This window comes from Bacteroidia bacterium, from assembly GCA_020852255.1.
In the GTDB taxonomy this organism is placed as follows: Bacteria; Bacteroidota; Bacteroidia; order JADZBD01; family JADZBD01; genus JADZBD01.
In genome coordinates, this window is record JADZBD010000002.1 from 559,250 (window position 1) to 578,548 (window position 19,299).

Here is a 19,299-nt window from a genome sequence, read left to right on the forward strand (position 1 = left end):
TTGCGATTACTGAAAGAGCGCCTTAAGCTCCGTTGCGTCCTGCGGTTTCATTTTCCCTGAAAGGATCAGGCTCAGCTGACGCCTGCGCAAAGCACCTTCGTATCGCTTCTTCTCCACTTCAGATTCCGGAATCACCTGCGGTACAGGCAGGGGTGCGCCATTCTGATCTACTGCTACGAACGTATAGATCGCCTCATTGTGTTTCTTAATTTCGCCCGTCACATTATCCTCCACAAACACATCAATATACACCTCCATCGAGGTATTAAACGCCCGCGAAACTTTGGCCTCCAATGTAACAATACTGCCCAGTTTTATTGGTTCAGTAAAAGAAACGTGGTTAACGGATGCCGTAACCACCACTCTTTTGCATAGGCGATGCGAGGAGATAGCGGAGGCAATGTCCATCCAGTGCAGGAGTTTACCTCCGGCCAGATTACCCAGGGTGTTGGTATCGTTGGGAAGAACGATCTCCGTAAGGACCGCGCGGGTTTCAGATGCTTTCTTTGACTTGTTCATGGCTGGCAATTCATTAACTTTACAGGTATAAAGGTATGGCTTTCCATTATCTCCTTGCGTTGCACATCATATTTATTGTTACCTGGTTTGCAGGTCTTTTCTACATTGTCCGGCTTTTTGTTTACCATGCCGAAACGGTAGATATGCCGGAACCGGAGAAAAGCATACTTCGTAAGCAGTACCGCCTCATGGAGCGGCGCCTCTGGTACGGCATTACCTGGCCGAGCATGATTCTTTCATTACTCACGGGATCCTGGTTGGCACTTCAGAGTTTTTCGGCCTATGTTCAACAACCCTGGTTCATTCTGAAAATGTGCTTTGTAGGTGTGCTGGTGCTTTACCACCTTCAGAATCACTTTCTATTTACAGCATTCAGGGATAAAGATGCCGCATGGAGTTCCTTCCGGCTCCGAATCTGGAACGAAGTAGCCACGTTGTTACTGTTCGCTATTGTGTTCCTTGTAGTACCTAAGAGCAATTCCGGGTGGGTGTGGATGGGAATCGGACTGGTGGCACTGGCTGCGGGCTTATACATCGGCGTTCAGCTCTACAAAAAGAACCGCGAAAAATAAACTACAGAAGGAGACGGTTCTCCTGCAAGTTAATACCGGTGCAGATTGATAGGGTCCGTATTACTGTTGCGCAGCAGGTCAATAATCTCGTCCGGTTTTAATGCCGCAGACAATCCGATGATCTTACCTTCTTTGTTAAGGACCGGTTTGAGTTTCGGACAGGTAGATTTCATGGAGTTGCGGAAAGCATCCGGTGTGGTGGCTTTCTCATCATAAGCGGTAAACCACGGGATACGTATACTCATCAGATTTTTATGATGAATATCCAGCATAAGCAGTTCCCAGCCCAGCACTGTTTTCTGAGCGATAAAGTAATCTTCTTTGAAGGAAATTACTTTCACATTTTCTCCCAGTCTGAAAAGGGGAAGGCTCGCTCTTAGTCCTGTGGAATCCATAAATTCGAAATCCATTCCGCCCGGAATAATCCGGATTACCCCCACTTTAATTCTTCTCTTTGCCGTGCCCTCCAGGGAATCAATCGGTCTCAGGAATTGCTCACAGGATTGCTTGTTAAAAGCAAACAATTTATTTTTTGCTGTATCCGAAGGGGAATGAAAGGAGGTATCGGCCACCACATATTTCAGGTCATCAGGATTTGGCGGGAACCACAGCTGCATCTGGTTGAGTTCGCGTTTCATCACGTCATCAATTCCCACCCATGATCCGCAAACGGAATAGGGTATAGAATCCAGGGGCTTACCCGGAAGACTGGAATGATAAACCGGTACCGGTTCCTTGCAGGATGCGAAGGCTGCCAATGAAAAAATCAGAATCACATACTTCATCATGAAGGGATTTTAACAGGAACGCATCTGGAGTTCCTCCTTTTGGATCATTGACATTATTTAACCAAAAGCCAGACGTCGGGATGAGAGGCTTTGATCCGTGCCAGTTCCGCCAGTGCTTCTTCCCGGGTTTGAAAATTTCCCACTGAAACGTAGCGCAGCGATGAAAACTGCTGTTCCATGATACCGGCTCCTAATCCTTCACTGCTCAGCCTGACCACAAAATTATCTGCATTCTGGGGTACGGCGAAGGCGCCGGCAATGAGGTGGAATCTTCCAGCTCTGTTGAAACGATTCTCCTTCCCGTGGTTCTTCACCACCGTTTTATCCGGATTTGCCGGATTTTCGCTCAGACGAACCACCACCGGAACGGAACCCTCTTCCACACTCATCGTCGTAAAAGCACCGGTATCCGGGTAATTCATTATCGTCTCTTCTTTAAAGTCACTTTCACCCGGCGGGATAAAACTTTCTGTGCGTTCCACAAAAAACCGGGGTTTCAGACTCTTAAACGGATTGAGGTCTGCCCATCCCTGCTGTTCCATTACACTGGTTTGCCATGGAATATATATCAGTGAGGCCAGCAACAGAACAGAAGCAGCCATAGCGACCACACGGGCAGGACGAATCCTCCTTTTTGCTACTCCTTTTTCGATCACCTCCGGTGCGAGCCGGTCTTTAAACTGTTTCTCTACCTTTTTTACCAGCTCTTCACGGCGGATGGGCGGGAACCGGAAAGAATGCAAACCGAAGGATTCCGGCAGAAAGCTTTGCCCTTCAGAAGGAGCGAAGATGATTTTACCATCGCGGTCGGAAAACAAACTTCCGATCCGGTTCATAGAAAAACGATCACCCCCATTAAGCGTCCGTTCCATTTCATCAACATAGGTTCTGACCTGGGCGAGTGCTTCTGCAAACGATAATTTTTCTGCTGTAGCAATATGATTGGCAAGAAGTCCGTCGTTGTTTCGCAGATGCCGGTTGAAGGTAAGGATCCGGCAAGGGGGCGTGAACTGATGCGTTGAAGGATTGATCCGGGCCGGTGAGAAATTACTCACAAATCCTCCGAACCCGGGAATGATCACGCATTCGTGGCGGTAAAGCAATTCTTCCAGATAGCGCTCCATTCGCATGCTCAAATTTACATTAAAAAAGGTTTGAAAAGGGTGCAGACCGCCGAAATCAGAATCCCCTGAAAGCCCCTGTTTTCAAGGGATTCAGAGAATACCAGAGATCTTCCGAAGATCCGCAGGTGTATCTATGGAAAAGGAACTGTGTCGTGTAATTCCCACCCGTATTCTGTATCCGTTTTCCATCCATCTCAGTTGCTCCAGCGATTCCAGTCTTTCAAGCTTTCCCGGGGCAAGCGAGGCCAGTTTCAGAAGTACGGAAGAACGATACCCATAGATCCCAACATGACGGAAATACCCGGTTCTCTCACTGCCTTCAGCGCGCACAAAGGGAATAGGCGCCCTGCTGAAATACAAGGCATAACCTTCTTTGTCCATGACCACTTTAATAGCGGACGCATTGTGAATATCTCCTCTCTCCTTCAGCGGTATTGCGAGGGTGGCGATGGCGGTATTTCTTTTCTCCAGGATTCCGGCAAGCAGATCGATCTGCCCGGGTTGAATAAAAGGCTCGTCGCCCTGGATATTTATTACACCCGCCGGACGCGTCCCCTTCCATTTCCGGATTACTTCCGCCAGGCGGTCTGTTCCGGTGAGATGCTTCGAAGAAGTCATCACAGCCTTCCCAAATTCAAGAACATGCTCATAAATCCTCCGGTCGTCAGTTGCCACGATCACATCGGAAAGCGCTTTTGCTTTAACCGCCTGTTCGTATACCCGCCGGATCATCGTTTTCCCTTTGATCTCTATCAGAGGTTTCCCCGGAAAGCGTGAGGAGGCGTAACGCGCCGGTATGATACCCGCGATCTTCATGGTTTCGCGTTATAGTCCATTTCCTCTACTTTATTTCCCTGCTCATCAAAAAACTGCCAATGGCCGCTGCGCTGATCATTGCGGTAAAAACCCTTATACCTCACTTTTCCATTTTCGTAATATGTCACCGTAGCTCCATTGAGTTTTCCCTTCAGGTACACATTCTGACTCCATGGAGATCCGTCCGGATAAAAGCTCATCCAGGTTCCTTCCCTCAATCCGCCTACAACGTATCCCTTTACACGGATTACTCCATCAGGATACTTTTCGAGATAATCAATTCCGTTCAAACGGGGATCATTTGCATCCACACGTTTAGGGCTTTGCACGGGCACTTCCGTAACCGAGATACCTGCTGTGTCTGCCGTGCCCGGCGCATCCTTATCCCCTTCCTCCGGACCACATCCGGGTAGTGAGGCGATCAGCAGTGCGCCGACACTACTTAAAAGTAATCTCTTTAACCAGTGTTCCATCTTCATAAAATTCTATTCTGTTAAGCATTCCGTACGCATCCCAGATCATCCATTTTCCACTCTTTCTGTCCTTCCTGTACCGCCCCCTTGAATTGATCTTTCCGGCACTTCCGTAATCGGTCCACTGTCCGTGCCAACAACCCCTTTTAAACGAAGCGGACACAGAGAGATTTCCCTTTTCATCGTAAAAATACCATTTTCCTTCCGTCTTACCTTTATAGTATTTTCCTTCCGACTTCACTGTTCCGCCGGGGTACCACATGGTACACCTTCCGTGCGGCACCCCGCCTTTATATTCCGTACGCGAAGCACAGATTCCGTTTGGATACCACTCCTCCTGCCATCCGGTTTTTACACCTAGCTTATACTGTTCCATCTTCAGGGGCTTCCCTTCCGCATCAAATGTTTTCCAGAGTCCATGCAACAATCCCTTGTGGTAGCTCCCCTGCTGACGTACAGTACCATCCGGATGGTAGGATATCCATGATCCATCCATCACCCCCTGCCTGTAATAGGCTGTAGAGATCAATTTTCCGTTGCCGGTATAAAAATCCCATACTCCGTGAAATTCTCCTTTTAAAAAAAAACCCTTTTTTATCAGTAGTCCTCCTTCATTAAAATACATCCAGAGGCTGTCGGGTTTACCTTCATTGTAATAACCAGTGGATGCCAGGGTGCCATTCTCATGAAAAAATCTCCAGGATCCGTAACGGAGACCATTGCGTGTAGACCCGCACCTCATGGGCGTTCCATCGGGAAAAAAACTGCAGTTGACCTGCGCCGGGAGGAAAGAAGGAATCAAAAAAAGCAGGAATATACCCCGAATCATTTCTTTCGCTCAATCGAATAATTGACAAGTAATTCAAGGGAGTCTCGGGCATCTGAGGCCGGAAGTTCGTGCAGGATAGTCAGCGCCTTTGCTCTGTATTCCATCATGCGCTCGGTGGCATATTCAATACCTCCGCTTCCCTTCACCAACCGAACGACCTCGTCCACCTTGTGGCTGTCGTGTCCGTAATTTCTGACAATATTGATGATTTTCCTTTGGGTGCTTTTATCCGCTTTAGAGAGGGTATAGATCAGGGGAAGGGTCAGTTTCTTTTCCTTGATGTCGATTCCTGTTGGTTTTCCGATCCCTTCATCATGTCCGTAATCAAACAGGTCATCCTTGATCTGAAAAGCCATTCCGGTATTTTCTCCGAAACTTCTCATTTTCTCTACTACTTCATCACCCGCACCTGACGACGATGCACCTGCGGCGCAGCAGGCGGCAATCAGGGAAGCTGTTTTCTGACGAATGATGTCATAATAGACCGGTTCTTCAATATCAAGTTTCCGGGCTTTCTCAATTTGCAGCAATTCGCCTTCACTCATTTCACGCACGGCTGTTGACACAATCTGCAGCAGACGGAATTCATTGTGCTCTACAGAAAGAAGCAGACCCCGTGACAGGAGGTAATCGCCGACCAGCACTGCAATTTTGTTTTTCCACAGTGCATTCAGGGAAAAGAATCCGCGGCGTTCATTGGAGTCGTCCACTACATCATCGTGCACGAGCGTTGCCGTATGAAGCAGTTCGATGAGGGCTGCCGCCCTGTAGGATGATTCGGTCATGCCTCCCGCTGTTTTTGCAGCAAGAAAGACAAAAAGAGGTCGCATCTGCTTTCCCTTTCTCTTAACAATGTAACCGGTGATTTTCTCCAGCAGGGGCACAGAAGACTTCATGGAAACATGGAATTTCTTCTCGAACTCCTTCATTTCCGAAAGCACTGGTGCTTTGATTCTATCAACAATTCCGCTCATGAATTTCGGTATCAAATGTACTAAATATGAAGGAGCTTCAGTACATTTGTAGCATGTGCCGTTTGCTCATTTTCAGCTTATTGCTGGCAACATTTACCTTTGCCCAGAAAGCTCCGCTCCCGGATCTCAAACTATTGAAACAAGGATTTGGCAGTGAAAAAAAACCACCCTCGCCACCTTCACCCAACAGTCGTAAAGTTTTAAACTCCAGGAAAGGAACCCCCGCAGCGGCATACAACCCGTTCATGCTCCTCCTCAAAGGAAGTATGCTTGCATATCAGCATGTGATCTCTCCTCAATTATCTGCAGGCTGCCTCTATCAGATGACCTGTTCAAATTATGCGAAGCACGCCATTGGGCAATTCGGGGCCATTCGCGGTGTGCTGCTGACAGCAGACCGTCTGACACGCTGCAACCGTGGTACTGTTCGCCAGCTTCCTCCCTTCCGCTTTGCACCGAACGGCAAAGCCATTGACGAACCACGCATTCATTTTGATCAATGAGAAGGATTCTCCCTTCCCTGCTTTTGTGTTGCCTGTTTTATCAGGCCGGGGCGCAGCAGAAAGAACTGGAATTCGCGCGGCACCTCTACAAAAAAGGATATTACAGGGAAGCTGTTCTTGAACTGCAGCTTCTTGCGTCTTCGGATCGCTTTAAGGACTATGATTCACTTTCATTTTATACCGGATTGTGTTACGCCGGAATGGGAAAAACGGATACAGCTATTCAATTATTATCCGGTCTGGTATCCCTTTCCTCTTTTCATACCTGCGGGCTTCAGTATTCTTCGCTTTATTTGCTGGAAACAGGTCGCACTGACAGCGCATTGCAGTTGCTGACATCGGATTTTTCCGGTGACAAACGATCAAAGATCGTATTGGACTTTCAGCGGGATGCGCTGGAACTCCTGATACATAAGGACACCGTTTTTTCGGTGGGTCCGCCGGAGTACCGAAAGAAGCTGGCAGGATATGTATCAACCATGAACCGCTATTCCAGGCGTAAACCCGTGTTAGGCGGGTTGCTCTCAGCGTTGGTACCCGGGCTGGGCAAGGTATACGCCGGATCACCGCGGCAAATGTTCAGTTCGTTTATACCACTGGCAATAATGGGTGTACAATGCTGGGAAGGATACCGGCATCAGGGATTACAAAGTCCCCGGTTCTGGATATTTGGAGCCGCATTCACTGTTTTCTATATCGGGAATATTTACGGCAGCGCGTTAGCCGTACGGATTGCTAAACAAACACAATATGACATCACCAGGGAACAGATCATGGTGGACCTTCGGGTTTCTCTGCATGATCTTTACGGCGGGCTTTGGTAACGAACTCCGGAAAGCAGACAGTCTTCTGGCCGCCGGAAATCATCTCCAGGCTGAACTGGAATATGAGAGAGTATGGTATTATTCACCGGATCCTGATCTCAGAGACCGTGCTTTAATGCAAAAAGGTCTTTCGAAGAAAATGTCTGGTGCTTTTCATGAAGCAGCGCTCACCTTTGCACGGATTCCTGTCAGGGATGGGAAAGATTCTCTGAATTTCTTCACCCATTATGAAATTGCACTCTGTTCATATCTTGCAGGGGATCTGTTCAATGCAGAAGAACATCTGATGCGCTTAAAAGAAGTAGTAAAGAGCCGTGAACTGAAACAACAATCGTTGTACCTTGACGTCATTGTGTTTACTGAAGGAGAAAAATGGGAAACAGCACTCAGCTCCTGGTTGGAGTATTGCAGGGTGAATAAAAAGGACAGCATGACTTTTCATCTGATACGGTCTGAAGAGGAACTGCAACTGAAGAGCGAACGAAAAGCCCTCATTCTTTCTCTCCTGTTACCCGGACTCGGGCAGGTGTATGCCGGCAAAGCCTGGAGAGGGTTATCCTCGCTGGTGCTGGCAGGAATGGCGGTGGGATATGGGGTGCTCTCCGTGTCGCAGGGTGTTTGGCTCACGGCCTTTTTTACAGGATTTACATATTCGGTACGTTTTTATTCCGGGGGCGCGCGCTATGCCATGAAGCTCGTCCACGGGGTAAATGAACAAAAGAAGCGGGAGTATAAGAATGCGGTGCGGGATCACCTGTTAAAGCTCGAAGGTGCCTTTTAGTAAATTTACTCTATGCGGATATTCTTACTACTTCTGATGACTGCTGCGCAGATCGCGGCACAATCGCCGCCGCTGCGTATTGAAATTGAAGCAGGGCAAAGCGATGATTACTATGTAGTACCCGCCGCCGGTCTGGGACTGGTGCTTTTCTATGCAAACAACGAAAAACGCGTGAAGGATAAAAACGTATTTACCTTTGAAATGTACAATACCGAACTTCAGCAGACATGGAAAAAGAATTTTCCCGTTACTTCCGGACTGGAATTCTGCAAGTACACTACAGAAGGCAGCCGGCTGTATGTATTGCTGACGGAAGAAAAAAAGAATTCCGTTTTTGAGATCATCCATCTTGATCTTTCCTCCGGCGAAATCATATCCATCACCGGCCGGGTACCATACAAAACCCGATTCGAGGATTTTGTAGTAGTGAGCGGGCTTGCCTATCTCGGAGGCCGGACACTTCCCACCGAAACAACCGTTTTTGCGCGTACATGCTTTACCTATGCCCTTTGCTGCGTGCCGGCATTCTTCGGGGGATTTGAATTTAAATTCCAACCCGTACTTTACGTTGCCGACGTTAGCAACGGCGGACGATCCCAGCCATTGGTACTTCCGTACAGCGGCTCCGCCGCGATCACCGATCTGGCCGCCGACACTATATCCGGACTTGCACAAACCGTTATTCTTCACCGTCCGGATAAAAATGAATTCAAAATGGAAGTAAAGGATTTCCGGGGGAAAGATCTTGCCGGAAGCATCCGGATCAGTTCGGGAGGGAACAACGAACTGTTATACGGAAGAGTGAATCCGCTGGCAGATAAAGGCAAACTGGTTATCGGAACGTATGGTTTACCCGTTAAGTACAAATCGTTCAGTGAACGGCTGTCGAGAGCCTCCGGCAGAACCAGTGCACCTGCCACATCCAACGGACTATTCATTGCAAAAATCGCTGAAGGTGAACAGGAGTACATCCGTTATTATCCATTTTCCGGCTTTCAATCTTTCTGGAACGACACCAAAGATCGCTTCCCGGGGGCGAATGAAAATAAAAAAACGGAAGGTCGCATAGGATATCATCTCCTTGTTCACAATGTGATCGAACGAAACAATGAATATATCGTAATTTCTGAAGCCTACTTTCCCGAATATGAAACACGAACGGATTATTATTTTGATCCGAATGGTAACTATGTTCCACGCACCACACAGGTGTTTGTAGGATACCGTTACACCCATGCCCTCATTGCCGCATTCAGCAAAGATGGGGAGAAGTTGTGGGACAACTCTTTCGAGATTATGGACATTCTTACATTCAATCTTAAGGAACGCGTAAAGGTGATGTTTGAGGGCGACAATATTGTACTGGCCTACAGCATTGCCGGAAGTATCCGTTCGAAAGTTATTTCCGGAAACCAGGTAGTGGACGGGAAACAGACCACAGTAATAGAAACCAATTACCCTGAGGACCTTGTTAAATCATCCTGGGGAAGTGATATGGAATTCTGGTATGATAATTATTTTCTGACCTGGGGATTCCAGCGTATTAAAAATTCCGGTAAGGACGGAAATGGAAAAAACGGCAAACGAACAGTTTTTTATTTCAACAAGATCGCGTTTCAGTGATCTAAGGAAAAGCGGAGGAATGTTAATTCTTCTGCTTCTGGCCGGATGCTTCTGCATGCAGGGGCAGATCCCGTTCATCCGCGCATGCACCGATGCATCGCTGCCGGACTCAATGAAAGGAAAATACCCGGTTGAGATCAGCAGCGGAACGGAGTACCTCCCCTACCTTCGTCCGGACCAGGTGGTAGTCATCCCAACGTCCTTCCTGGCTACTTCCCCCACCAAGGAAGAGATCCAATTCTTCTTCCGGAGAGCGGTTCCCGGTTTACCGGTAAATCCGGACGGTGCTCCCGGTCTGCTGTTTCACCTGATGACAGAGCAGAGCCTGCTCCGGTTCTCCGGGAAGACACGTATTAAGAATGCCGGAAGTTCATCAAAGATGAAGGATCTCTTATCTCAGTATCTGGAATCGGTTCCGGAACTTAAAATCTGGATGAATTCGCCAGCTGCACTGACGCATCCGGACGACAGTATTTCGCTGCCCGGAGAAGACTCCCTTTTAATTTCCGCCTGTGAACAATTGTGGAGAGCCGAAGAATATCCGCTCGCTATCCGGATTGCATTTTATCAATACCATATACTTGGTAACGACACAACGGCACTCTTCCTTCTGACGGAAGGCATTAGAAGGATGATCTACCGTCAGCCGGGTACGGCGTATAAGGGATTCGGATCGGAAGCCGCACGTTCCGTGCTTCGCACAGGAGGCATTTTCCGCGACCTCCGCTTGCTGGAACCCGATACTACCGGAAACAAGTATGCACATGGTGCCTTCACGCTGGCGGCAGGTGCACCTTTGCTGGAAACATACGGAGAGATGATGGAGTACCTCCTTCGGCAGTTCCGTCGTATTCCCGTAAATGAGATGCATTTAACCGCTGCCCTCTGGTACGCTCGTCATCACGGTAAACGGGACTCCTGCCTTCAGCGCTATCTGAAAGAAAAGAACATTCTTCACCATGCCTTTGCAGATGCCATGCTGAACAACCGCCTGCAAGGAACCATCCGGGAGAACAGCCGGGATCTGAATTACCTGTTCCCTCTTGAAAAATACATCCGGGAAGAAAGCGGTCTGAAGAAGCAGGACTCATCCCTCCTGCCATTCGATGCTTCAACAACTTTTCTTAAGACGTTCAAAGGCCCGGTTATATTTCTGGAGGATGTACGGCGCTGGCATCCGGAAGAATACAGGCGTATTGAATATTTCCGGCGTATCTGCGCCGGCCCCCTTATGGAGGAGGTTTCCGAGAGTGAACATTGTACGGGCTTTATACTTAATGCCATTGAAACGGATACTTCCGTATGGCGTAAGAAAAACCCATTTTACGCTGATCCGTTGTTATGGGAATGGATGGAAAAGGAAAATCTGCGCTCCGTTGCTTTCACAGACCCTTACCTGTGGGAGAATCCTGACCGGGTTAAAAATACGATATGGTATTACATCCCGCCCCTCTATCCTTTCCTGATCCCCCGGTATGCACTGGAACTAAAAGACGGATCTCCTTCCTATGCGTACGGAGTGCAATCCATTCGTTTTGATGTACGCGACCCTGTTCCTGTGCGGGTAAGTACAGAAACGCACTGGAAAAAGATCCGGAAGCTTCCTTATGAAAATCTCTTTTACTATGCCTCAGGAGAACTAAAAGACGGGCGCGACAGGAACCGTGGTTTCAACGGCAAGAAAAATGTGTTGTATGCTGAACCTGTTCCGGCGATTCATAATGGCATTTACCGGATCACCTATTCAAGAAGCCTGGGAAAATATTTGCACGCTGAAGCCGGTTTTGGGTATATTTCAAAACGAGGCAGTTTTAACGAAAGCTGGACAGACAGCAATGAGGTGGAATTTACCGGGCATTTTACCTACCTGTCCGAAGGCATTACCTGGAGCCTTGCTCTTACCATGCACAGCAGATCTTCCGGTGTACCTGCTCCTGCCGGACTCTATTACTCACTTGGAACGGAACGGATTCAGAACACCTTTTCAGAGATTCCCGACTCCACCGGTGCCGCCTTAACCTATCGGAATCTTGAAACAGCGTTTACTTTCACGGGGGGAGGAAAGATCATGCTGCATCACTCCCTTCTCATTGACATTGGTGTTAAAACCGGGTTCAGTTTTGGCAATATCAAACCGCTGGCCTCGGCTTCAGCATACCGGGTTCCTCTGAAAAAATATCCCGATTCCTACCTTTGGGATCCCTCGAATGATTTCCATTATTTCGCCAGCACCGACGATGTTGGGGGAACCGGCAACAATTCATTCGCGACCATGCGGCTATTCCACTCTCACTGGATCTTTTATCCGGTGATCCGTGCGGGCTTTCTGTTTTAGAATTTATACCCCTGATACTCTTTGCTGAACTCCACGTCCGGGATGTTCACATTGGCCTGTAACATATGGTATTCGTAGGATTCAAAGAGTCCCTGATTATCATATATTTTGGTGTTGACGGGAAGAAAGGACTTTTTGTTGATCATGATTGTAGTTTTGCGGGCGTAGGCATTCGGAATACGGATTACCTGTCCCGGCTTAACATCGTAAAAATCCTTCATCTTTGTGTTTCCCTCCAGAATCATGTATTCCGCCACTCTTTTTTCCCTGGCTATCTTTAAAAGATTGTCTCCCTTCCTGACTGTATAATCTATGAATGCAAATTCAGGATATTCGAGAGATACGAGCCAACAATCATTTCCGTTCCATGTTGCACTTCCCACCAGCTTTATATGCTTGTTAAAATCATTTCCTGCCCGCTGCATTGCATTCCGTATAATATCTTCAAAGTAGGTAAAGCCGATTTCAAAAATCGTATGATGCTGACCTTCCCGCATAATAGATCCGTAGGGATCGAGGTTAAGATTAAAATAAGGGAATCCACCCGGGTTTACGAGTGCCTGTCCGTTATTCCATCCCTCTTTCCATAAAACTTCCGGTCCATTGAGTTCCAGGTAGATCTTTCGCGGAGACTTTACGTACTTCCCCTGTGAGCCGTAATTCATCAGCTGTCCCTTGATTCGTTCCAGAATTTTCATTTTGAAACGCATTGCTCTGACATTACTCATTGAATCCAGCATTTGAGTAATAACCGTTTTGCAATCAGGTGCTGAATGCGCAGGTACCCCGGATTTCTCAACGGTATAGCTGAAGCCAGTTCCGGCCGTTATAAGCACCAGCAGGATAATGCGGACGGATTGTGAGGTTACTTTCCGTGAAATCTGCATAAGGTCGGAACAGTGCAGGTTTACAGTTTTTGCTTTACTTCCAGTAATTCGTATCCTTCAATAATGTCTCCCACTTTGATATCGTTAAAATTCTGGATGTTGAGTCCGCATTCAAATCCGGCTGCCACTTCCCTGGCATCATCCTTGAATCGCTTCAATGATCCAAGTTCTCCGGTATAGATTACAATACCGTCTCGGATCACGCGTACTTTATTATTCCGGCTGATTTTACCGTCAAGCACCATACATCCGGCCACGGTTCCCACCTTAGTGATGTTAAAGACTTCCCGGATCTCGATATTACATAGGATCTTTTCCTGAAATTCCGGCGCAAGCATTCCTTCCATAGCATCCTTAATCTCATTGATGGCGTCGTAGATGATAGAATACAGGCGAATATCAATTTGCTCCTGTTCAGCCAGTTTACGCGCATTCACGGTAGGACGAACCTGGAAGCCCACGATAATAGCATTAGATGCAGAGGCCAGCATGACATCCGACTCGGAGATGGCACCAACCGATTTGTGAATCACCTTCAGCTGTATCTTTTCTGTTGATAGCTTGATGAGGGAATCCGAAAGCGCTTCGATAGAACCGTCCACATCACCTTTCACGATTACATTGAGTTCCTTGAAGTCTCCAATCGCAATCCTTCTTCCGATCTCGTCCAGTGTGATATGCTTGGTTGTGCGGATGGACTGTTCCCGCTGCAGTTGCAGGCGTTTGGAAGCGATATCGCGCGCTTCACGTTCATCATCCATTACATTGAACCGGTCTCCTGCCTGGGGAGCGCCGGTAAGACCAAGGATCTGAACCGGAATAGACGGACCCGCTTCTTCTACAATCTGGCCCCGTTCATTATACATTGCTTTGATTCTTCCCGAGTAACATCCGGCGAGCATTACATCACCCACCCGCAAGGTTCCTGCCTGTACGAGGATGGTAGCTACATACCCCCGGCCTTTATCCAATGAAGATTCGATGATGGTTCCAGTGGCCAGCCGTTTCGGGTTGGCCTTCAAATCCAGCATATCCGACTCAAGCAATACCTTTTCGAGGAGGGTATCAATATTCAATCCTTTCTTTGCGGAAACTTCCTGACACTGGTATTTTCCTCCCCATTCCTCCACCAGAATATTCATTTGCGAAAGTGCCTCACGGATCTTTTCTGCGTTCGCTCCCGGCTTATCAATTTTATTGATTGCAAACACCATTGGTACACCTGCAGCCTGTGCGTGGTTAATTGCTTCCACGGTCTGAGGCATCACACTGTCGTCTGCTGCCACTACAATAATCGCTACGTCCGTTACTTTTGCACCTCGTGCACGCATAGCGGTAAAAGCCTCGTGACCGGGAGTATCCAGAAAGGTGATCGTTTTTCCGGAATCCAGCTTCACATTATAGGCACCAATATGCTGTGTAATTCCTCCAGCTTCACCGGCAATCACGTTCGACTTTCGAATATGATCCAGCAAAGAGGTTTTTCCGTGATCCACGTGACCCATTACCGTTACAATGGGCGGGCGGGTGATCAGTTCATCCGGCTTATCCTCTTCCTCCCGGATGGCCTCCTGCACATCTACACTCACAAATTCAACCTTGAATCCAAATTCTTCGGCTACAATCACAATGGTTTCAGCATCCAGTCGCTGATTGATAGAGACGAAGAGTCCCAGCGACATGCAGGAGGAAATAACCTGCGCCACGGAAATACCCATCATGGTGGCCAGTTCGTTTGCGGTCACAAACTCAGTAACCTTAAGCGTTTTGGACTCCGTTGCGGTAATTTCCGCCTGCTCCTGCAATTTTCTATTGATTTCCGTGCGCTTCTCCCTGCGGTACTTAGATGCTTTTGATTTTCCTCCACTGCTCAGGCGCTGCAGGGTTTCCTTTATCTGCGCCTGTATTTCCTCTTCTGTCAGTTCCACCTTTTCGTCGCGCCGCTTCCCACGACCCTGCCTTTGTACACCTGCACCGGTTTCCGGTGCTCCACCTTCCTTCTGAATCCGTTTACGCTTCTTTTTCTTGTCTTTCCCGAACGCCTCATTAGAAGATGCCACTGGTTTTTTCTTCTCCTCAACCGGTAAATTGATCTTTGCAAGAATCTTAGGCCCTTCCAGTTTCTGATAATTCGTTTTCAGGAAATTATCTTCCTCCGGTTTCTTCACCTCTACAGGCGGTATAATCACTTCCGGTTTCTCCTCCGGAGTTTCCTCCGTTTTAGTTGCCTTTTTAGTGGTTTTCTTTTTCTTGGGTGTTTCCTCCGGTTCTTCCTTTTTTGCTGTCTTTTTTGCTTTAGATTTTGTGCCACCTACCGCTTCCAGATCAATTTTACCCTTCACGCTTACCTTCACCGCATCGGAATCTACTTTAGCTTTGATTACCTCTTCAGGTTCTTCCTTTTTTGCTTTTTTTGCAGAGGAGTCCTTAATCATGAGTTCTTCCTCCTCTTCCCGGCCCGGCCGCTGCGTAACATCCACATCATCCAGGGTCAGCGACTCTTTTTTCGCTTTCACCGTAGTGGAGATTGTTTTGGCATCCTCCTTATCTTTCTTTTCACTCTGGAATTCGTCCAGAAGCAACTCGTACATCCGCTGGGTGATCTTGGTATTGGGATTACTTTCGATCTTATGCCCTTTGGCGGCGAGGTACTCAATAATGTGGGGCATGCCCACATTGAGTTCCTTCAGAACTTTACTAAGCCTTATGCTGGCGGTTTCTGTCATAGAATGTCTATTCGAATTCTGCTTTTAAAATATTGCGCACTTCTTTCACTGTTTCCTCCTCGAGGTCCGTACGTTTCACGAGATCGTCTACGGAAAGTTCGAGTACCGACTTGGCCGTATCGCACCCGATACCCTTGAGTTCATCAATGATCCATCCGTCAATCTCGTCTGCAAACTCTTCCAGATCCACGTCTTCAGAATCCTCATCGGTATCGCGGTAGACGTCAATCTCGTATCCCGTGAGTTTTCCGGCGAGTTTGATATTATGTCCCCCCTTTCCGATGGCAAGCGAAACCTGGTCGGGCTTAAGATAAACCTCCGCTCGCTTACTTTCATCATCGAGCTTAATGGAGGTTATTTTCGCGGGGCTCAGAGCCCGTTGAATAAACAGGGTAGAGTTATTGGTAAAGTTGATCACATCAATATTCTCATTCCTCAATTCGCGTACGATGCCATGAATACGTGACCCTTTCATGCCCACACAGGCACCCACCGGGTCAATCCGGTCATCGTAGGATTCCACAGCCACTTTAGCACGTTCGCCGGGTTCCCTCACGATGCGTTTGATGGTAATGAGTCCATCAAATACTTCCGGCACTTCTTGCTCGAACAAACGTTCAAGGAAGAGTGGCGACGTACGGGAGAGGATAATCACAGGATTATTATTCTTGAGTTCTACTCCGGAAACCACGGCGCGCACATTATCACCCTTCTTAAAGAAATCCGACGGAATCTGCTCCACTTTGGGAAGGATCAGTTCATTGCCTTCGTCATCGAGCACCAGTAACTCCCTTTTCCATATCTGATAAACTTCACCGGTCACGATCTCGCCGATCCTGTCCTTATACTTCTTGTAAAGGTTGTCTTTTTCCCGTTCCAGGATCTTAGAAACCAGGTTCTGGCGGACAGACAGAACCGCCCGGCGGCCGAAGTCATTAAGATATATCTGGTCGGTCACTTCTTCGCCCAGTTCAAAATCAGGTTCAATTTTTTTTGCTTCGGTAAGGCTGATATGCCTGTTTTCATCATAATCGAAACTATCTTCAGCAAATTCATCATCTACAATCTCTCGGCGGCGCCATATCTCCACATCCCCTTTGTCCGGGTTCACGATGATGTCAAAATTTTCGTCGGAGTTGTAACGCTTTCTGATCATACTGCGGAACACATCCTCCAGGATGCTCATCAGGGTTACGCGGTCGATGTTCTTGATCTCTTTGAATTCTGAGAAGGATTCGATCAGGTTGATGTTGTTCATTGTTTTGTTTATTTGAACGTTATGGTTTTTTTGGTTTGTTTTATTTCCGGGTATTCAAACCGGTGACGTATCACCGGGTCATTCTTCCATTTTGGCTTTTCTTCGATCTCAATTCCCTGTTCATCCGCCGCACTCAGTATGCCCTTTTTCTTCTTTCCGTTTTGCAGCAGTACCTCCACTACGCGCCCCACGTTTTTGATGTACTGCCTTTGTACTACGAAGGGCTCCTCCAATCCTGCGGAAGAAACCTCCAGTTCAAAATCCTCCACATCCCGATCCAGTGTGGCCTCTATCTTCCGGTGCAGTTCGCGGCAGTCGTCTATTCGTACTCCCTGATCTGCATCCACTCTCACAAGTATCCGGTTACCCGGACTCACCTTCACATCCAGCAGGAACAGCGGGGAGCCGCTCAGATGCTCTCTGCAAATTTCCTCCACTCTTTCGGCTGCGATCATTGAACCTTATACAAACAAAAGAGGGGCTTTTGACCCCTCTTTATTATACCGTATCTACCCCGCAAAAGTAGGTATTTCCGCGATCCTAGCCAAATATTAGTCATGATTTTGCCTGTGTTTTTATTACCTTTGCCCCCTCAGAATCAGGTAGATGAAGGTAATAGAACATCTGAAAAAAGCAAAAGGAACGCTTTTCTCCATTGAAATTCTGCCCCCTCTCAAGGGGAAGAGCATTCAATCGATTTTTGACGGGATTGATCCTTTAATGGAATTCAAACCTTCTTTCATCGATGTAACATATCACCGTGAGGAGTATGTCTACAAGAAAAGAGAGGGCGGATATCTTGAAAAGGTGAGTATCCGCAAACGACCTGGAACGGTGGGTATTTGCGCGGCCATCATTAATCGCTATCATGTGGATGCCGTGCCACATATTATCTGTGGCGGTTTCAGCAAGGAGGAGACGGAAAGTGCGCTGATAGATCTTCAGTTTGTCGGCATTGATAATGTACTTGCACTGCGGGGTGATTCCATTAAATCCGAACCTGCTTTTGTTCCGGAACCAAACGGGCATGAATATGCTTCTGATCTGGTCAGACAGATCGTGCACATGAACTGCGGTAAATATCTGCACGAGGAGGTGGAAAACATGGCGCCCACCAATTTCTGTGTTGGCGTAGCCGGGTACCCCGAAAAGCATTACGAAGCTCCGAATATGAAATCGGATCTGAAATACCTTAAGGCTAAGATTGATGCAGGTGCAGAATACATCGTAACGCAGATGTTTTTCGACAATAAGGCCTATTTTGATTTTGTGGACAAGTGCCGTGATATGGGGATCAAAGTTCCCATTCTCCCCGGGCTCAAGATTCTTACCTCCCGGAGTCAGGCGAAGATCCTGCCAAAAACATTTAAGATTGACATACCCGACGCGCTGCTGGATGCAGTTGAAAAATGCAAATCGGATGCTGAAGCAAAAGAAGTGGGAATTGAATGGGCCATACAGCAGAGCAAGGAACTGGTAAAAGCCAAAGCTCCCTGCCTGCATTTTTATACAATGGGAACATCAGAAACTACCCGCCGCGTAGCTAAAGAGGTGTTTTAAGCAGGGCCTGCACATACTTCCCGATCACATCAAATTCGAGATTCACCTTATCCCCTGCCTTCAGGTATTTGAAATTCGTGTGCTCGAAGGTGTAAGGAATAATGGCCACTGAAAACACACCGGGTCCGGGATCTACCACAGTTAGTGAAACGCCGTTCACACTTACGGATCCTTTTGGAATAAGAACATGCGGGAGATCGAAATGAAAAGTAAAGATATGACTTCCGTTGTCTGTCCTCACTTCTTTACAAATACCGGTTCCGTCGATATGCCCCTGCACAATATGGCCATCCAGCCTGTCTCCCACTTTCACACTCCGCTCCAGGTTAACCTGTGTTCCCTTTTTCCAATCTCCCAGCTTAGTGCGACGCAGGGTTTCCGCCACCGCCGTTACAGTATAACTCTCCTCATGGCAACTTACCACGGTAAGGCAAACCCCATCATGAGAAACACTTTGATCTGCTTTTAATTCCGCCGCGAAAGGAGCTGTAAGTGTAAAATGGACATTTCCCGAATCCGTCCGGATTCCCGTTACCTCTCCCACACACTCCACTATACCGGAGAACATTAATTATTTTGATTGAAGAAGGTGAACAAAACCGGTGAGCGTACGGGCTTCAATGCCCTGCAGGCGTATTTCATTCACTCTGCAGACATAATAGTAAACACCATCGGAACAAAGCTGTCCTGATCCCTTATGCTTTCCA

At 47.7% G+C, this 19,299-nt stretch carries 19 protein-coding genes; 7 read left to right on the plus strand and 12 right to left on the minus strand.

Annotated features, from left to right (window positions below):
• Window positions 1-6: 6 nt before the first annotated feature.
• A complete protein-coding gene (locus IT233_03125; GenBank protein MCC7301612.1) occupies window positions 7-519 on the minus strand; it encodes an acyl-CoA thioesterase in 513 nt (170 codons plus the stop codon).
• A gap of 35 nt (window positions 520-554) precedes the next feature.
• Here IT233_03125 and IT233_03130 point away from each other — a divergent pair, with 35 nt between their 5' ends.
• The gene (locus IT233_03130; GenBank protein ID MCC7301613.1) at window positions 555-1,091 is read left to right on the plus strand and encodes a CopD family protein; all 537 of its coding nucleotides are present in this window, start codon (window positions 555-557) and stop codon (window positions 1,089-1,091) included.
• Between the two features lie 29 nt (window positions 1,092-1,120).
• On the opposite strand, the gene IT233_03135 is transcribed toward IT233_03130, so the two are convergent.
• The 6 genes from IT233_03135 to IT233_03160 all read right to left on the minus strand — a co-directional run bounded on the left by IT233_03135 (window position 1,121) and on the right by IT233_03160 (window position 6,095).
• Window positions 1,121-1,879, minus strand: coding sequence for a hypothetical protein (locus tag IT233_03135; GenBank protein MCC7301614.1), 759 nt, complete (start codon window positions 1,877-1,879; stop codon window positions 1,121-1,123).
• A gap of 53 nt (window positions 1,880-1,932) precedes the next feature.
• Window positions 1,933-3,003, minus strand: coding sequence for an SPOR domain-containing protein (locus IT233_03140; GenBank protein ID MCC7301615.1), 1,071 nt, complete (start codon window positions 3,001-3,003; stop codon window positions 1,933-1,935).
• A gap of 90 nt (window positions 3,004-3,093) precedes the next feature.
• Window positions 3,094-3,819, minus strand: coding sequence for a 3-deoxy-manno-octulosonate cytidylyltransferase (gene kdsB, locus IT233_03145; protein ID MCC7301616.1), 726 nt, complete (start codon window positions 3,817-3,819; stop codon window positions 3,094-3,096).
• Window positions 3,816-4,292: a hypothetical protein gene (locus IT233_03150; GenBank protein ID MCC7301617.1), complete on the minus strand. Its 477-nt coding sequence runs from the start codon at window positions 4,290-4,292 to the stop codon at window positions 3,816-3,818. Before IT233_03150 ends, kdsB begins: the two co-directional genes overlap by 4 nt.
• Window positions 4,258-5,034 (minus strand): toxin-antitoxin system YwqK family antitoxin, encoded by a 777-nt coding sequence (locus IT233_03155; protein MCC7301618.1) that lies wholly within the window; start codon window positions 5,032-5,034, stop codon window positions 4,258-4,260. Before IT233_03155 ends, IT233_03150 begins: the two co-directional genes overlap by 35 nt.
• Window positions 5,035-5,117: 83 nt before the next feature.
• The gene (locus IT233_03160) at window positions 5,118-6,095 is read right to left on the minus strand and encodes a polyprenyl synthetase family protein (protein MCC7301619.1); all 978 of its coding nucleotides are present in this window, start codon (window positions 6,093-6,095) and stop codon (window positions 5,118-5,120) included.
• Window positions 6,096-6,340: 245 nt separating this feature from the next.
• Between IT233_03160 and IT233_03165 the strand changes: the two genes are divergently transcribed.
• Genes IT233_03165 through IT233_03185 form a run of 5 tightly spaced genes read left to right on the plus strand, consistent with a single transcriptional unit; the run spans window position 6,341 to window position 12,161 of the window.
• Window positions 6,341-6,598, plus strand: a complete 258-nt coding sequence (locus IT233_03165; GenBank protein ID MCC7301620.1) for a membrane protein insertion efficiency factor YidD — start codon at window positions 6,341-6,343, stop codon at window positions 6,596-6,598.
• Window positions 6,595-7,422: a hypothetical protein gene (locus tag IT233_03170; protein MCC7301621.1), complete on the plus strand. Its 828-nt coding sequence runs from the start codon at window positions 6,595-6,597 to the stop codon at window positions 7,420-7,422. Before IT233_03165 ends, IT233_03170 begins: the two co-directional genes overlap by 4 nt.
• Window positions 7,349-8,203 (plus strand): hypothetical protein, encoded by an 855-nt coding sequence (locus IT233_03175; GenBank protein MCC7301622.1) that lies wholly within the window; start codon window positions 7,349-7,351, stop codon window positions 8,201-8,203. The genes IT233_03170 and IT233_03175 overlap by 74 nt, the downstream gene beginning before the upstream one ends.
• A gap of 12 nt (window positions 8,204-8,215) precedes the next feature.
• Window positions 8,216-9,826 carry a hypothetical protein gene (locus tag IT233_03180; GenBank protein MCC7301623.1) on the plus strand — a complete coding sequence of 537 codons (1,611 nt, stop codon included), beginning with the start codon at window positions 8,216-8,218 and terminating at the stop codon, window positions 9,824-9,826.
• Window positions 9,827-9,845: 19 nt separating this feature from the next.
• A complete protein-coding gene (locus IT233_03185; GenBank protein MCC7301624.1) occupies window positions 9,846-12,161 on the plus strand; it encodes a hypothetical protein in 2,316 nt (771 codons plus the stop codon).
• Here the strand turns inward: IT233_03185 and IT233_03190 are convergent.
• From IT233_03190 to rimP, 4 genes are read right to left on the minus strand one after another with little or no spacing between them, the layout of a single operon-like run.
• Window positions 12,158-13,048, minus strand: coding sequence for a DUF1571 domain-containing protein (locus tag IT233_03190; GenBank protein MCC7301625.1), 891 nt, complete (start codon window positions 13,046-13,048; stop codon window positions 12,158-12,160). The two genes, IT233_03185 and IT233_03190, sit on opposite strands and share 4 nt — an antisense overlap.
• A 20-nt stretch (window positions 13,049-13,068) precedes the next feature.
• Window positions 13,069-15,774 (minus strand): translation initiation factor IF-2, encoded by a 2,706-nt coding sequence (gene infB, locus IT233_03195; GenBank protein MCC7301626.1) that lies wholly within the window; start codon window positions 15,772-15,774, stop codon window positions 13,069-13,071.
• Between the two features lie 7 nt (window positions 15,775-15,781).
• Window positions 15,782-17,032: a transcription termination/antitermination protein NusA gene (nusA, locus tag IT233_03200; GenBank protein ID MCC7301627.1), complete on the minus strand. Its 1,251-nt coding sequence runs from the start codon at window positions 17,030-17,032 to the stop codon at window positions 15,782-15,784.
• An 8-nt stretch (window positions 17,033-17,040) separates the two neighbouring features.
• Window positions 17,041-17,487: a ribosome assembly cofactor RimP gene (rimP, locus tag IT233_03205; protein ID MCC7301628.1), complete on the minus strand. Its 447-nt coding sequence runs from the start codon at window positions 17,485-17,487 to the stop codon at window positions 17,041-17,043.
• 151 nt (window positions 17,488-17,638) lie between these two features.
• Here rimP and metF point away from each other — a divergent pair, with 151 nt between their 5' ends.
• The gene (metF, locus tag IT233_03210) at window positions 17,639-18,592 is read left to right on the plus strand and encodes a methylenetetrahydrofolate reductase [NAD(P)H] (protein MCC7301629.1); all 954 of its coding nucleotides are present in this window, start codon (window positions 17,639-17,641) and stop codon (window positions 18,590-18,592) included.
• On the opposite strand, the gene IT233_03215 is transcribed toward metF, so the two are convergent.
• Window positions 18,576-19,160 carry a riboflavin synthase gene (locus IT233_03215; protein MCC7301630.1) on the minus strand — a complete coding sequence of 195 codons (585 nt, stop codon included), beginning with the start codon at window positions 19,158-19,160 and terminating at the stop codon, window positions 18,576-18,578. The two genes, metF and IT233_03215, sit on opposite strands and share 17 nt — an antisense overlap.
• Window positions 19,161-19,299 lie beyond the last annotated feature (139 nt).

Bases quoted from the DNA above. Each gene is read 5' to 3' on its own strand.
- IT233_03125 (MCC7301612.1), bottom strand. From the start codon at position 519: ATGAACAAGTCAAAGAAAGCATCTGAAACCCGCGCGGTCCTTACGGAG.
- IT233_03130 (MCC7301613.1), top strand. From the start codon at position 555: ATGGCTTTCCATTATCTCCTTGCGTTGCACATCATATTTATTGTTACC.
- IT233_03135 (MCC7301614.1), bottom strand. From the start codon at position 1,879: ATGATGAAGTATGTGATTCTGATTTTTTCATTGGCAGCCTTCGCATCC.
- IT233_03140 (MCC7301615.1), bottom strand. From the start codon at position 3,003: ATGGAGCGCTATCTGGAAGAATTGCTTTACCGCCACGAATGCGTGATC.
- kdsB (MCC7301616.1), bottom strand. From the start codon at position 3,819: ATGAAGATCGCGGGTATCATACCGGCGCGTTACGCCTCCTCACGCTTT.
- IT233_03150 (MCC7301617.1), bottom strand. From the start codon at position 4,292: ATGGAACACTGGTTAAAGAGATTACTTTTAAGTAGTGTCGGCGCACTG.
- IT233_03155 (MCC7301618.1), bottom strand. From the start codon at position 5,034: ATGAGGTGCGGGTCTACACGCAATGGTCTCCGTTACGGATCCTGGAGA.
- IT233_03160 (MCC7301619.1), bottom strand. From the start codon at position 6,095: ATGAGCGGAATTGTTGATAGAATCAAAGCACCAGTGCTTTCGGAAATG.
- IT233_03165 (MCC7301620.1), top strand. From the start codon at position 6,341: ATGCTCCTCCTCAAAGGAAGTATGCTTGCATATCAGCATGTGATCTCT.
- IT233_03170 (MCC7301621.1), top strand. From the start codon at position 6,595: ATGAGAAGGATTCTCCCTTCCCTGCTTTTGTGTTGCCTGTTTTATCAG.
- IT233_03175 (MCC7301622.1), top strand. From the start codon at position 7,349: ATGACATCACCAGGGAACAGATCATGGTGGACCTTCGGGTTTCTCTGC.
- IT233_03180 (MCC7301623.1), top strand. From the start codon at position 8,216: ATGCGGATATTCTTACTACTTCTGATGACTGCTGCGCAGATCGCGGCA.
- IT233_03185 (MCC7301624.1), top strand. From the start codon at position 9,846: ATGTTAATTCTTCTGCTTCTGGCCGGATGCTTCTGCATGCAGGGGCAG.
- IT233_03190 (MCC7301625.1), bottom strand. From the start codon at position 13,048: ATGCAGATTTCACGGAAAGTAACCTCACAATCCGTCCGCATTATCCTG.
- infB (MCC7301626.1), bottom strand. From the start codon at position 15,774: ATGACAGAAACCGCCAGCATAAGGCTTAGTAAAGTTCTGAAGGAACTC.
- nusA (MCC7301627.1), bottom strand. From the start codon at position 17,032: ATGAACAACATCAACCTGATCGAATCCTTCTCAGAATTCAAAGAGATC.
- rimP (MCC7301628.1), bottom strand. From the start codon at position 17,487: ATGATCGCAGCCGAAAGAGTGGAGGAAATTTGCAGAGAGCATCTGAGC.
- metF (MCC7301629.1), top strand. From the start codon at position 17,639: ATGAAGGTAATAGAACATCTGAAAAAAGCAAAAGGAACGCTTTTCTCC.
- IT233_03215 (MCC7301630.1), bottom strand. From the start codon at position 19,160: ATGTTCTCCGGTATAGTGGAGTGTGTGGGAGAGGTAACGGGAATCCGG.